General features: G+C 68.1%; 13 protein-coding genes. 5 read left to right on the top strand and 8 right to left on the bottom strand.

Translation table 11 applies throughout. The features are described 5' to 3' along the window. Positions 1 to 152 precede the first annotated feature (152 nt). Both AC2VOK_RS14260 and AC2VOK_RS14255 read left to right on the top strand, forming a co-directional pair. Positions 153 to 1,058 carry a sulfite exporter TauE/SafE family protein gene (locus AC2VOK_RS14260; protein ID WP_428901068.1) on the top strand — a complete coding sequence of 302 codons (906 nt, stop codon included), beginning with the start codon at positions 153 to 155 and terminating at the stop codon, positions 1,056 to 1,058. A 171-nt stretch (positions 1,059 to 1,229) separates the two neighbouring features. Next, entirely contained in the window at positions 1,230 to 2,660 is a 1,431-nt protein-coding gene (locus tag AC2VOK_RS14255) for an MFS transporter (protein WP_428901067.1), read from the top strand. Between the two features lie 22 nt (positions 2,661 to 2,682). Here AC2VOK_RS14255 and AC2VOK_RS14250 read toward each other — a convergent pair whose 3' ends face one another. Both AC2VOK_RS14250 and AC2VOK_RS14245 read right to left on the bottom strand, forming a co-directional pair. Beyond that, on the bottom strand, positions 2,683 to 4,221 hold the full coding sequence (locus AC2VOK_RS14250) for an HNH endonuclease signature motif containing protein (RefSeq protein ID WP_428901066.1): 1,539 nt from the start codon (positions 4,219 to 4,221) through the stop codon (positions 2,683 to 2,685). A 119-nt stretch (positions 4,222 to 4,340) separates the two neighbouring features. After that, on the bottom strand, positions 4,341 to 5,552 hold the full coding sequence (locus tag AC2VOK_RS14245; RefSeq protein ID WP_428901065.1) for an alpha/beta hydrolase family protein: 1,212 nt from the start codon (positions 5,550 to 5,552) through the stop codon (positions 4,341 to 4,343). Between the two features lie 98 nt (positions 5,553 to 5,650). Here AC2VOK_RS14245 and AC2VOK_RS14240 point away from each other — a divergent pair, with 98 nt between their 5' ends. Next, on the top strand, positions 5,651 to 6,436 hold the full coding sequence (locus tag AC2VOK_RS14240) for a trans-aconitate 2-methyltransferase (protein WP_428901064.1): 786 nt from the start codon (positions 5,651 to 5,653) through the stop codon (positions 6,434 to 6,436). Here AC2VOK_RS14240 and stf0 read toward each other — a convergent pair. The 4 genes from stf0 to AC2VOK_RS14220 form a co-directional block, all read right to left on the bottom strand. Further along, the gene (gene stf0, locus AC2VOK_RS14235) at positions 6,425 to 7,228 is read right to left on the bottom strand and encodes a trehalose 2-sulfotransferase (RefSeq protein ID WP_428901063.1); all 804 of its coding nucleotides are present in this window, start codon (positions 7,226 to 7,228) and stop codon (positions 6,425 to 6,427) included. The two genes, AC2VOK_RS14240 and stf0, sit on opposite strands and share 12 nt — an antisense overlap. Next, positions 7,201 to 8,538, bottom strand: coding sequence for a sulfatase family protein (locus tag AC2VOK_RS14230; RefSeq protein ID WP_428901062.1), 1,338 nt, complete (start codon positions 8,536 to 8,538; stop codon positions 7,201 to 7,203). Before AC2VOK_RS14230 ends, stf0 begins: the two co-directional genes overlap by 28 nt. A 100-nt stretch (positions 8,539 to 8,638) precedes the next feature. Further along, complete coding sequence (gene bluB / locus AC2VOK_RS14225) at positions 8,639 to 9,313, bottom strand: 5,6-dimethylbenzimidazole synthase (protein ID WP_421528465.1); 675 nt, start codon at positions 9,311 to 9,313, stop codon at positions 8,639 to 8,641. Continuing rightward, positions 9,310 to 9,450 carry a hypothetical protein gene (locus tag AC2VOK_RS14220; RefSeq protein ID WP_428901061.1) on the bottom strand — a complete coding sequence of 47 codons (141 nt, stop codon included), beginning with the start codon at positions 9,448 to 9,450 and terminating at the stop codon, positions 9,310 to 9,312. The genes bluB and AC2VOK_RS14220 overlap by 4 nt, the downstream gene beginning before the upstream one ends. A 113-nt stretch (positions 9,451 to 9,563) precedes the next feature. On the opposite strand from AC2VOK_RS14220, the gene AC2VOK_RS14215 reads away from it, so the two are divergent. Continuing rightward, positions 9,564 to 10,229 carry a L,D-transpeptidase family protein gene (locus tag AC2VOK_RS14215; protein ID WP_428901060.1) on the top strand — a complete coding sequence of 222 codons (666 nt, stop codon included), beginning with the start codon at positions 9,564 to 9,566 and terminating at the stop codon, positions 10,227 to 10,229. A gap of 68 nt (positions 10,230 to 10,297) precedes the next feature. Here AC2VOK_RS14215 and AC2VOK_RS14210 read toward each other — a convergent pair whose 3' ends face one another. Both AC2VOK_RS14210 and AC2VOK_RS14205 read right to left on the bottom strand, forming a co-directional pair. Further along, a complete protein-coding gene (locus tag AC2VOK_RS14210) occupies positions 10,298 to 10,786 on the bottom strand; it encodes a nuclear transport factor 2 family protein (protein WP_428901059.1) in 489 nt (162 codons plus the stop codon). After that, entirely contained in the window at positions 10,773 to 11,426 is a 654-nt protein-coding gene (locus AC2VOK_RS14205; RefSeq protein WP_428901058.1) for a TetR/AcrR family transcriptional regulator, read from the bottom strand. The genes AC2VOK_RS14210 and AC2VOK_RS14205 overlap by 14 nt, the downstream gene beginning before the upstream one ends. A 38-nt stretch (positions 11,427 to 11,464) precedes the next feature. Here AC2VOK_RS14205 and AC2VOK_RS14200 point away from each other — a divergent pair, with 38 nt between their 5' ends. Further along, positions 11,465 to 12,691, top strand: a complete 1,227-nt coding sequence (locus tag AC2VOK_RS14200; RefSeq protein ID WP_428901057.1) for a hypothetical protein — start codon at positions 11,465 to 11,467, stop codon at positions 12,689 to 12,691. The last annotated feature ends 99 nt before the right edge of the window (positions 12,692 to 12,790 follow it).

The following is a 12,790-nucleotide window of genomic DNA, read 5'->3' as shown; positions in this document are numbered from 1 at the left end:
TCTTCTTGAACGGGTGATTCTTCTTGAACGGGTGAGCACCATGACGTGTCCACCCGGGTTCCAACGTCATGACGTCGACCCGGTTCTGTGCTGTGCGCCAACCCTGCCTCGGCGAAGCACCTGCCTCTGCAAGGAAGCGAGATAGGCACGTCATGATCTGGCTGGCTTTGTTTCTCGCACTCTTCGTGGGCATAGTGGTGGGCGTCCTGGGCAGCGGCGGATCGGTCCTTTCGGTTCCGCTGCTCGCCTACGTCGCCAGAATGGATCCCAAGCAGGCGATCGCGGTCGCACACATGATCGTCGGCGCCACGAGCACCGTCGCCGCAATCTCATTCATCCGGGCTGGCCGGGTCCAGTGGAGGACGGCGTTGCTCCTCGGCAGTGGTGGTTTCGTCGGGGCGTACGTCGGTGGTCTGCTCGCTCGCTTTTTCAGCGGTGAGGCGTTGCTTCTGGGATTCGCCTCGATTGTGGCCGTCACCGGAATCGCGGTACTGCGCGGTCGCCGCCACGCCGTCGAGGACGAGGAGCACCGAGCACTGCCCGCGGTTGTGGTCACGCTCGGGGGCCTCGCGATCGGGATGGTGTCCGGCCTGGTCGGAGCAGGGGGAGGGGTCTTCATCGTTCCGTTCCTGATTTTGGTCGGCGGCCTTCCCATGGCCTACGCCGTCGGCACGTCTCTGATAGTCGGCGCCCTCAACTCGTTCGCCGGACTGGGTGGCTACCTGAGCAGCGTGCACGTCGACTGGAAGTTGGGCGCGGCCTTCACCGTGATCACCGTGGTCGGCGGGCAGATCGGAACGCACCTCCACGCTCGATTCGATCCCAGCGCGTTGCGCAAGTCCTTCGGGTTGTTCGCCTTGGGGATTTCGTCGATCACCTTCGGGCGGGAGATCAATGCCGAGACCGGAATTGCCCTGGCAGCGGCAACCGTGTTGGCGGGCCTGCTCATTTTCGCCCGCGAGGCCAAAGAGCGGCGCGCCGCGGCGAGCCGCCCGTTCCATGACACGATCCCGGACGCAGACGAGCGCCTCGAGCATGCCCGTCAAGGTTCGTCTTGACGATGTCGGATCCCCAGCCGGGGATCATGCCGCCCGCAACAGGAGGAGTCCACCCACAGGCGGCGTTCCACAGCCGCGCATCATTGAATCCCCTGCGAGCGAGCGCGCCTCGTGGCACTTCCCAAACCGACGTGTCGACTTTCGCGGTCGCTGACGAGAGGCAGTCAAACCATGTTGCGTAGGCATCGCATCGCGGAGTGGAACCCGGAAGACTCCTCGAAGTGGGCTTCCGGCAACAGCGTCATCGCGCGCCGTAATCTGCTCTGGTCGATTGTCACCTCGCACGTGGCTTTCTCGGTCTGGTCTTTGTGGTCGGTGATGGCGCTGTTCATGCCGCAGTCCGTCTACGGTTTCTCGACCGGCGACAAACTGTTGCTCGGTGCCACCGCGTCACTTGTCGGCGCGGTCGCGCGCTTGCTCTACCCGATGGCCAACGCCAGGTTCGGCTGCCGCAACTGGGCGGTGTTCTCGTCTTTGTTACTGGTCATCCCGACGTCGGGAGCCATTGTGCTGCTGGCTCATCCCGGCCTGCCGCTGTGGCCCTACCTGCTCTGCGCGGCACTCAACGGCCTGGGGGCAGGAAACTACTCGTCATCGCTGGCCAACTCCGAGGCCTTTTACCCACAGCGACTCAAGGGCTTCGCGTTGGGGCTCACCGGCGGGATCGCCAACCTCGGTTCGGCATCCATCCAGGCCGTCGGACTGGTGGTGCTGGCCGTTGCCGGCAACCAGGCGCCGTACTGGGTCTGCGTGATCTATCTGCTGCTGTTAGGCGTCGGCGCTCTTGGTGCGGCGCTGTTCATGAACAACCTCGACTACCGCATCGAGATGACCCATTTCAGGTCCATCCTTCCGCTGCCGGACTCGTGGGGAATCTCATTTCTCTATCTGACCTGCTTCGGTTCTTTTCTCGGCTTCGCTTTCGCCTTTGGCCAGGTCTTGCAGCACAACTTCATGGCAAGCGGGCAGACCAGTGCCCAGGCGGCGCTGCACGCCGCCGAAATCGCCTTCATCGGACCGCTGTTGGGCTCCGCGGGCCGGGTCTTCGGAGGCCGACTGAGCGACCGGATCGGGGGTGGTCGCGTGACGCTGGGCTCGGTGACCGCGATGGTTGTGGCCGAACTGTTCCTCATCGCCGTCAGCACTCACGACGATCTCACGCGCGGGCCTGGTGGATACGTGTCGGAGCTCACGATGATCGGATACGTCGTCGGCTTCATCGCGTTGTTCACCCTGTCGGGCGTGGGGAGCGGTTCGGTTTTCAAGCTGATTCCCTCGGTGTTCGAGGCGCGCAGCGACGCACTGGGTGTCGGCGATGTCGATCGGCTGGACTGGGCCCGCGTCCGGTCGGGAGCGTTGATCGGCTTCGCCGGCGCTTTCGGGACGCTCGGCGGCGTGGGGATCAACGTGGTGTTGCGGCAGGCCTACGACAGCACCGGCACCGAAACACCTGCGTTCTGGGTCTTCCTGGTCTGTTATGTCGTTGCCGCAGTCCTGACCTGGATGCGCTACGTACGGCCGCAGGACCGGTCCGGGGCGACTTCTGGTTCCGGGACGGCGGTATCCGGGTCCTCAGCTCCTGCGGGGGTCCGGACGTACTGAGCAGTTTGTCTGAAGGACACGCCTAATACGGCGGTGGCTGGTTGCGCTGCGCGACGTGGGCGGCGTTGAGCGCGCGTTCGGCGTCGATGCGGCGGGCGCGATCTTGTTTTCGGGTCCGGCGGCGCGTGGGCATCATGATGCTGCGGTTCCCGGTGTGCCGCAAAGTAGTGGCGGCACTGGTCAATTCAGCGGTGGGCAGGCTCAGGGCGGGGAACAGCAGCCGGCTTCCCGGGCGTGTGATGTATTCGCGCTCCGAGGGCGAGGTCCACACGATGACCCCGTCGGGGTGCTGCCGATCGCGCCAGCCCGTCCAAAAAGTTTTCAGCAAATGATGTTTTGTGCACAGGCATTTGAGGTTGGACGGGTGCGTCGGCCCGAGCGGGTAGGGAATCGTGTGGTCGATCTCGGTAAATTCGGCGGGCCGATCGCAGCCGGGGAACCGGCAGGTCAGGTCCCGGCAGCGGATGAACCGCTGCAGCGCGGCGGACGGGCGGTAACCCGGCTCGGGCGGGCCGTCGCCGGGATGACGCACCGGCCGGACCTGCGCGCCGCGGCGGATCAGCTCGGCCAGGACCGGGGCCGGCAGTACCGCGCCACCGGCGATGAGGGCGGCGGGCGGCCTGGGGCCGGCCGGTACGTCGGGTTCGGGATCCTGGGCCAGCGCCTCGGCCAGGGTCGTCTGCGCGGTGAGGGACGGCGGCGCCACTTCGCCGGACAGGTGCGGGTCGGGTGGTGTGTCCAGCGCCGCCGCATCGGCCAGCACGTGGATGACCACGGCGGTGGCCCGTGCGTCGGGCCCGGCGGCCGGGCACTGATCGTTGCCGCAGTCACAGGCCAGCCGCTCGGCGCCGGCGGCCAGAGCGCCCAGGGCGTCGGCGCGGCGCTGGGCGACGGTGCGCGGGTCGTCGGCGCAGACGCCGTGGGCGAGCTGTGAGAGCCGACGCTCGAGCACGGCCGCGTCGGTGGCGAACATGGCTCCCCACAGGTTCGCGATGCCCGACTGGTCTTCCGGAGGGGTGATCACCACGTCGCGGCCGCGGGCGCCGGCACGGATGCGCCGCAACGCCGCGGGATCATGCCGGTCGACGACGGCGTCGATGGCCTGGGCGGTCTTGGACACCGACATCGGCCCGAACCGGGCCGCGTCGGCGGCCAGGGTGGCATCGACCAATGCCAGGATCTCGGGGTCCTTGATCAGGTCGGTGTGCCACACGATCGTCGAGGCCAGCCGGGCGCCGATCAGACCGTCGGCGAACAGGGCCCCCACCTTCGGCAGGCGCTCGCGCAGCGCCATGCCGAGATACATCTGCCCCGACGCCATGGCGTGGCTGATGCCCTGGACGGCGGCCACCTCAGCGGCCAGCGCGTCCCAGTTGTCGCACGACCAGTGGGCACGCGTGGTGTCGCCGCCGGCGTGGCGGGACACGAACTCGGCGACGGCGGCCAGCCGACGGGCCGCCGCCACCGCCTCGGCGCGCGTGGCGGCACCGATGGCGTCCACGACCACCGCATCGTCGGCGGCGCGCAACGACGCCGCTTCCGACACCCGGGTATCACACATGTGTTCGAATCTAGCGGGGATGTGTGACGGGGAGAGTCGCGCCAAGCCGAACCTGTGGACAAAGCCCGGACTGTGGATGACGTCGACGGGCGAGAACGGGCGAGAACGGGCGAGAACGGCTAGAACATCACTGGCCGCAGAAAACGCGTCATCCGGCGCAGATAGTCCAGCTGGTTCACGTGCAGGATGTGACTGCCCGGGAACCAGTGCAGCGCGCAGCGGTCCCAGTGCTCCCACAGCATCACGGCCTGCTCCGGCGGCGCCATCCGGTCACCGAGGCCGGTGATGAGCAGGCGACGGTCCCTGGGCACCAGCGGTCGGTAGTTCAGCGGGCAGTGATACGCCAGGCCCGCCGCGAGCTCGTCGCTGCCGATCCCCGACAGGCGCAGCCCCAACCCGACGAGTTTGTTTGCCGGGAACCAGGTTTCGAACATCGTCGCGGGGGTGACGACCGGGCAGTTGGGGATGACGGCTTCGAGTCGGTCGTCGACGGAGGCGACCAGCGCGCAGGTGTACCCGCCCAGCGAGATGCCGGTCAGCGCGATGCGGTCCACGCCGGTGTGTCGCAGGTAGCCGAGGATGGAACGGAAGTCATGCACGGCCTGGGCCATCGCCTCGGCGAAGCCGCCGAGCCCACTCGAGAAATAGCCGAAACCGCTGAACGGCGAGAACCGTCCGCGCCGTTTGCCGTGAAACGGCAGCGTGTACATCAGCACGTCGTAGCCGGCCCGGTGATACCACGGCAGTGAGAAGAACCGCCCGTTGGCCAGGTACGAGGAGCCCATGAAGCCGTGGATCACGCACAGTGTGGGACGCGGCCCGTCGTGGTGGCGCCAGTGCTGTGCGCGCACGATGTTGTTGGCGTGCAGCGTATTCCACCGAGCGCGCATACTCGGGTTGATCGCGGTGAAGCTGCTGGGGAACGCGATGTCCTCGACCGTGCCGCCGGCGATCCATTCGGCGACCGAGTGCGCCGGCTGCGACCGGACGCGGGGCACCCCGGTGGGCGCCGGGAACGACTTCGCCGGGTCTCGTTCGGCGGCCAGCGCGGCATAGAAGCTCAGGTTGGCGCGTTCGTCGTGGGACTCGGCCCGGCGCACCGCGGCGGAGACCGTCACCGGCCCCGCGGTGGCGGCCAGCAGGGACGCGACCCAGGTGCGCAGGGCGAGATCGCCGAGAGCCGAGGACTTGACCACCAAACGCTCGCGCGGAGAGAGCGCCGACAGGGGCGGCAGTACCGCGGCACCGGCCGGCACGTCCGCACCCTCCAAGGCGCCCGGCCCATCCGGACCGGGGTGGGGCGGATCGGCCGGCGCCGTGTCGGATGTCACAACAGCCGATGGTATCCGCCCCCTCCGGGGACGCGCGGAAACGGCGTACGGTAATACGGTTTGCCGAAGGCCGACGAGCGAGACTCAGGAGGACCGGTATGTGGGATCCCGACGTCTACCTGGCTTTCGCCGACCACCGCGGCCGCCCGTTCTACGACCTGCTCGCCCGGGTCGGGCCCGAACGCGCACGCCGTGTGGTCGATCTCGGGTGCGGACCGGGAAGCCTGACGGCCCATCTGGCCAGACGCTGGCCGGCCGCGGTGATCGAGGCGATCGACAGCTCGCCGGAGATGGTCACCGCGGCGCGTGAACGCGGCATCGACGCCACCGTCGGTGATCTGCGCGACTGGAGACCCCGGCCCGACACCGATGTGGTGATCAGCAACGCCGCCCTGCACTGGGTGCCCGAGCACGCCGATCTGATGATGCGCTGGGTCACGGAACTGGCGCCTGGATCCTGGATCGGCGTCCAGATGCCCGGCAACTTCGAGTCGCCGTCGCATGCGGTGGTGCGGACGTTGGCGCGACGTGAGCCGTACGCAAAGGTGTTGCGCGACATTCCGTTTCGTGTCGGAGCTGTGGTCCAGCCGCCGACGCACTACGCGAACCTGCTGCTGGATGCCGGCTGCGAGGTCGACGTATGGGAGACCACCTACCTGCACCAGCTCACCGGTGAGCATCCGGTGCTGGAGTGGATCACCGGCACCGTGCTGGTCCCGGTGCGCGAGCGGCTCGGCGACCAGGACTGGGAGCACTTCCGCCGGGAACTGATACCGCTGCTGGACGACGCCTATCCGGCCCGGGCCGACGGCATCACCGTCTTCCCGTTCCGCCGGGTGTTCATCGTCGCCGAGGTCGGGGCCGCGCGCCGCTCAGGTGGGTAGGCCCAGCCGGGGCGCCTCACCCCGGTAGCGGTCGACCCACTCGTCGGATCGCACGTCGGCCTGGCGTTCGGTGATCGGCGCGTGCGCATGCCGCCGATCCTGCCCCAGTGCCTCCAGGATGTCGCCGACAACGGATGTCAGGTTGCGCCACAGCATCGGATACGCGAAGTCGATGTACTCGATATTCTCTTCGGCAAACCACGTGCGCCAGCCGTTCTGCTGTTCGCGCAGGATTCCTATCACGTGGGCGACGGCGCCGGCGTGATAGACAGCGCGCGCGTCGCGCTCGGGGTCTGCACGGCCCTGCCACACCTGGGTCTGCGCGGCGCGCCAGAAGGAGACCGCCTGCGACACCACGTCGGGCCGGTGCAGGTGCACGTACACGGGCTCGCTTCCGATCACATCACGGATCGCCGAGCGCAGGCCGTCACCGGAGCGGTCCGGCAGCAGCGCTGCGCGCCGGAGCAATTGTTCGGCCTGGTTCCACATCAGCTTGCCGCCCCAGACACCGTTGGGAGTGCGACCGGATCTTCGGATGTTTTCACGCCAGGCGACCGGCGGCGTGACGTCGGGGACACCGGGGACCAGTGGATCGAGCAGTTGCAGGATCGACTCGTCGGTGACGCCGGCAAACCACTCGCGCGGCTGCGGTGCCCTGCCGGTGCCGGGTAGGTACTGGAAGAACTCGTGCGGGTCCCCGGCGCACCCCGTCGCGCGCAGCGACTCCATCAGCATGGTGCTGCCGGTGCGCTGGGTGGCCACGATCAGATACGAGGTGGCGGGAGCGGACATCGCTGTCGGGACGCCTCGAGCCTGCGCATCATCACGAGTCTTCCGGCGAAGTCGGAGGGGATCACGTCTCCGGTCTGCTGGCGCCAATCGTTGAGTCGCAGCGCCAATTCGGCTGCGATGGTCTCGACTTCGCCAAAGTCGCCGGACAGCAGGTCGGTGGTCTCGGCGGGGTCGCTGCGCAGGTCATAGAGTTCGCGCTCGGGACGCGCACCCGCAACGAACGCCGCGAACGCCGCTCCCGACGGGCTCTCCTTGATGTCCAGCGGCAGGTCGACCAGTGGCCGGGGCGCGTAGTTCTCGATGTAGCTGTGGTCCTTGGTGCGGATCGCGCGGATCGGGTCGAACGAGTCGTGATAGGTCTTGCTGGTGAACACATGGTCCCGGACCGGTGTAGTGGGCGGGTCCGGCGCGAGCAAGGCCGCCGCGTGTGACAGGCCGTCGACGTCGTCGGGAACGTCGAGACCCAGCAGGCCCAGCAGCGTCGGCACCAGGTCGACGCCGCTGAACAGTTCGTCGTAGACGCGGGGACCCGTGGCGCGCACGGTGGGTGGGCGCACGATCATCGCGATGCCGGTTCCGGCGTCGTAGAGCGTCGATTTCGCCCGAGGGAAGGCGGGGCCGTGGTCGGTGAAGAACACCACCCAGGTGCGCTCGTCGAGGCCGGTCTCAGCCAAGTCGTCCAGCAGTCGTCCGGCCGCGGCGTCGGCCACGGCGATGGCCCCATGGAAGGCGGCGACGTCGCCGCGGACCTCGGGGGTGTCGGGCAGGTAGCCGGGCGGGTCCACGGTATCCGGGTCGGCTGGCGGGTAGCGGTCGGCCGGGTAGGGGCGGTGCGCTTCGAAAAAGCCAGCGGTCAGTAGGAAGGGTTGGGCCGCAGCGCTTTCGGCCTGGTGTCGTAGCCATTGCCCGGCCCGTTCCACCACGTGGTCGCAGTAGGGGTCCGACACGTCGACCTCGTCGAAGCCCAGCCGTCGCGGGTGCGAAGTTTCGTGCTGCATGCCGAACAGTGCTGAGCGCCAGCCGAATCCGGCCAGGATCTGCGGAAGTGTGCGGACCCCGGACCGGTACTCCCAGCCGTGGTGGGCCAGGCCCGCGAGTCCGTTCGTCTGCGGGTAGCGACCCGTGAACAGCGAACCTCGCGACGGCGAGCACTGCGGCGCGGTGGCATGGGCCCGGGTGAAAAGGATGCCTTCGGCGGCAAGCCGGTCCAGTCGTGGGCTGGAGACGTCGCGGTGTCCGTAAGCGCCCAGTTGGCGTCCGAGATCGTGACAGTGCACGATCAGGACGTTGTCGCGCTGCCCGTCCGCCACGTGTGTGCCGCCCCTTCTGGTTGCGTTCCGTCGGCGACGATACCCCCTGCCCGGCACCGAGCCTGCGGCCTGCGTCGGCAAACCGCCGAAACGGATTCGCTCAGTGGGTTTTCGGTGAGTCGGCGGCCAGCCGATCCCAGTGATTCTCGCTGACGAACTCCGACAACGGTCGCGCGAAGGCCCAGCCGTCCAGTTCCAGGGCGGGCCGATCGGGGAACTCCGGCACCGGGCCCAGGCAAAGGATGGCAACCGGCTCGGCCCCGGCGGGCATTGTCAGGAGGTCCGCCAACCGTTGCGGATCGAACAGGGACACCCACCCCAGGCCGAGGCCTTCGGACCGGGCGGCCAACCACAGGTTCTGGATGGCGCAGGCCACCGAAGCAAGGTCCATCTGCGGCAGGGTCCGGCGGCCGAACACGTGTCGTTCCCGGTCCTCGCACAGCGCCACGACGAACAATTCGGCGCAGTCGAGGATGCCCTCGACCTTCAGCTCGAGGAATTCCCCACCCCGCTCGCCCAGGGCGGCGGCGGTCAGCGTGCGCTCCTCGTCGACGAGCGCATGGATGCGGCGCCGCAGGGAGTCGTCGGTGATGCGGACGAAGCGCCAGGGCTGCATCAGCCCGACGCTGGGCGCGGCGTGGGCGGCCTGCAGCAAACGCACCAGCACTTCTTCGGGCACCACGCCGCCGCGGGTGAAGCGGCGCATGTCCCGCCGCTCCGAGATCACCCGGTACACCGCCCTCCGTTCGTGCGCGCTGAACGCCCCGTCGGTCATGGGCTGCAGGTGACGCCACCGGCCCGGACAATGCATTCGGCCGGAACGGCCGGTTCGTGGTGCCGTGACTGTGCGCCGCGGAACCCGTCGTCGAACAGCTCGCCGGTGCCGAACAACTTCCGGATGAACACCGCCATGACGCCAGTATGACCCGTGCGGCCGGGGACGGACTCGCGGCGCCCGGATCACGCGACCGTGATCCAAACGGGGCTCAACTTTTACTTGACGACGCGGTTTGCGTGCCCCGACGATGGGTGGCATGCGCCTGTTGGCTTTGCTGTGTGCTGCAGCGTGCGCGGTGTTCGGGTCGCTGTGGCTCGCCCCGAGCGGTGGTGCCGCCGCCGACCCCTGGTTCGCGAAAGCGGTCGGCAATGCCACCCAGGTGGTGTCGGTGGTGAGCACCGGAGGTTCGACGGCGCAGATGGACATCTATCAGCGCACCACCGCCGGATGGCAGCCGCTGCGGACCGGGATCGGAACCCACGTCGGTTCGGCGGGGATGGCGCCGCAGGCCAAAAGCGGCGTGCCGGCCACTCCGATGGGCGTCTACACCTTGGACTCGGCCTTCGGTACCGCGCCGAATCCCGGTGGGGGACTGCCGTACACGCAGGTCGTCGGACCCAATTACTGGTGGAGCGGCGACGACCACAGCCCCACCTTCAACTCGATGCAGGTCTGCCAGAAGTCGCAGTGCCCGTTCAGCACAGCCGAGAGCGAGAACCTGAACATCCCGCAGTACAAGCACGCCGTCGTCATGGGCGTCAACAAGAACAAGACTCCCGGCGGCGGGGCGGCGTTCTTCTTCCACACCACCGACGGCGGCCCCACCGCGGGCTGCGTGGCGATCGACGACGCGACACTGGTGCAGGTCATCCGCTGGCTGCGGCCCGGCGCGGTGATCGCGATCGGCAAGTAGCGCCGCAGCCCCTGTGATCGGTCCGGCCCTGTGATCGGTCTGGCCCTGTGATCGGTCCGGCCCTGTGATCAGTCCAGGGCGCGACCGGGGGCGAGCTTGAAGTCCAAGCCCGCCAACGACATCGTCGCCTCGTAGGTGCGCTCGTAGCCGGTGGCGCTGATCTTCCAGCCTTCGTCGGTGCGCCGGTAGGTGTCGTGGTAGAAAGCCGCACCGATAAGCATGAAGTTGAAGTCGGCCACGATGACCCGGTCCTGCAGGTACCAGGTGCCCGACGCCTCGTCGCCGGACACGGTGATCTCGGGATGGGTCACCCGGTGCTCGGTGATCACCGCCGGCCCAAGGGATTTGCGCATGTAGTTCACCAGGTCGACGCGGTTGGTGAAGTGGTGCTCCTCGCCGACCGACGACCCGTAGTCGCCGATCACGTCGTCGGCCAGGGTGTCGGCGAAGTCGTCCCAGCGCTTGGTGTCCAGCGCACGCAGATAGCGGTATTTGACCTGCTTGACGGCTTCGATGTCGGCGAACTCTTGGGGGATCATCAGGTCATTCCAGCACATCGGATGCACCACCGCCCGAGCGTTGCAGGTAATGCGTCACCATGTCGACCAGCGCGCGCCGCTCGGCGCGCCAGTCGACCGGTGCGCCGATGATCATCTGCACCAGGACCACACCCCGTAGCGCCGCCCAGATCACCTCGGCCACGCCGTCGTCGGCGGGGTCGTCGGTGATCAGCCGGCCGAGCTGAGCGATCGCGGAGTTCATCTCGAGCAGGTGGTGCCGCGACGCCGCGTCCGGGCCGCCACGGGTGGCCCGAAGAATCTCCAGGGCCGCCGTCGAGGTGGGGCTGCTGTAGCAGGTCCAGGCCGTGTCGACGACGACTTCGATGCGCTCGTTCAGCGGCAGGTCGCTGACGTCGGCCGACGACAGGCTGTCGATCAGTCTGGCGACCCCGTCGTCGACGACGGCCATCAGCAGGCCGTTGCGGTCCCCGAAGTGGTATTGGATGACCCCCCACGTCACGCCCGCACGTTCGGCCACGTGCTTGGCTGTCGCCGCGGCGAAACCCTCCTCGACGATGCAGCGGACCGTCTCGTCGATGATCCTCGCCCGGGTATCGTCGCCGCGCTTGCGCGGTGCGCTGGTGCGCCGCGTGGGATTCGCCGAGCGGCCTGACTTCTGACCTGGGGAAACCGACATTGTTGACTTTATAACATAGTCGAGTCTATTTTTGGGCGGTGCATCGCTCCCGGTACGCGCAGCTGTCCCGTCAGGAACTGGCCGTCCTGGTTCCCGAACTGCTGCTGATCGGGCAGCTGATCGACCGTTCCGGCATGGCCTGGTGCATCAACGCCTTCGGCCGCGACGAAATGGTGCAGATCGCGATCGAGGAGTGGGCGGGTGCCAGCCCCCTCTACACCAGGCGCATGCAGCGGGCGCTGGGCTACGAGGGCAACGACGTGCCCACCATCTTCAAGGGTCTGCAGCTCGACATCGGGGCCCCGCCGCAGTTCATGGACTTCCGCTACACGATCCACGACCGCTGGCACGGCGAATTCCACCTCGACCACTGCGGTGCGCTGCTCGACGTGGAGCCGATGGGCGAGAAGTACGTGTTCGGTATGTGCCACACGATCGAGGACCCGACGTTCGACGCCACCGCGGTGGCGACCAACCCGCGCGCGCAGGTCCGGCCTGTCCATCGGCCGCCGCGGCAGCCGGCGGACCGGCATCCGCACTGCGCGTGGACCGTCGTCATCGATGACTCTCATCCCGAGGCGCGGGCCATCCCGGCCCTGGACGTTGTTCGCCAGACCAACGCCGCCACCTGGGAATTGGCGGCGATCGATCCCGCCGACGAGGGGCTGGCCGACTACACGGGGCCGGTGCTGGCCGACCTGGACTTCGGCGCCTTCTCGCACTCGGCGCTGGTGCGCATCGCCGACGAGGTGTGCGTGCAGATGCACCTGCTGTACCTGTCCTTCGCCCTCGCGGTGCGTGCACGGGCGAGCGACGATGCCCAGGCGGTCGACGTGTGCACCCGCGGCCTGGTCGGCATCGCCGGGCTGGCCGCCGAGCGTATTCACCGTGCGCTGCCACTCCCCGGCGGTGCCGAAGGAACCCTGCGGGTGCTCGAGCTGCATCCCCTGCTCAACCCCGCCGGCTACGTGCTGGCGCAGACACGGGGAAACGGGCTTTCGGTGCGGCCGTCGCCGGCCCATGACGACCGCGCCTGGATCGCGCTGTGTTCACCGGAGTCCGTGCAGCCGCTGCAGGCGATCGCCACCGCCATCGATCCGCGGCTGCGGGTCCGGGTGAGCGGCACGGTCACCGAGTGGACGGCGGAGTTCGTTGCCGGCGACACCCCCGCCGACGAGCTGCCGGAGGTCTCGGTGGCCAAGGTCAGCGGCGGATCGACGTTCGAGTTCCAGCCGAGGCGCTCGCTGCCCCTCACCGTGGTGTGAACCCCGACCGGGCGGACTTGTCAAGGGGTCTGCGGTACCACTTCGGTGACACAATGGCATCGCACGTATACCAATGACGTTGCAAGCCATCGTCTTTGG

Source organism: Mycobacterium sp. TH-M116, from assembly GCF_057473685.1.
Note: the sequence above shows the minus strand (reverse complement) of the source record. Positions and strands in the feature narration are given on the sequence as shown.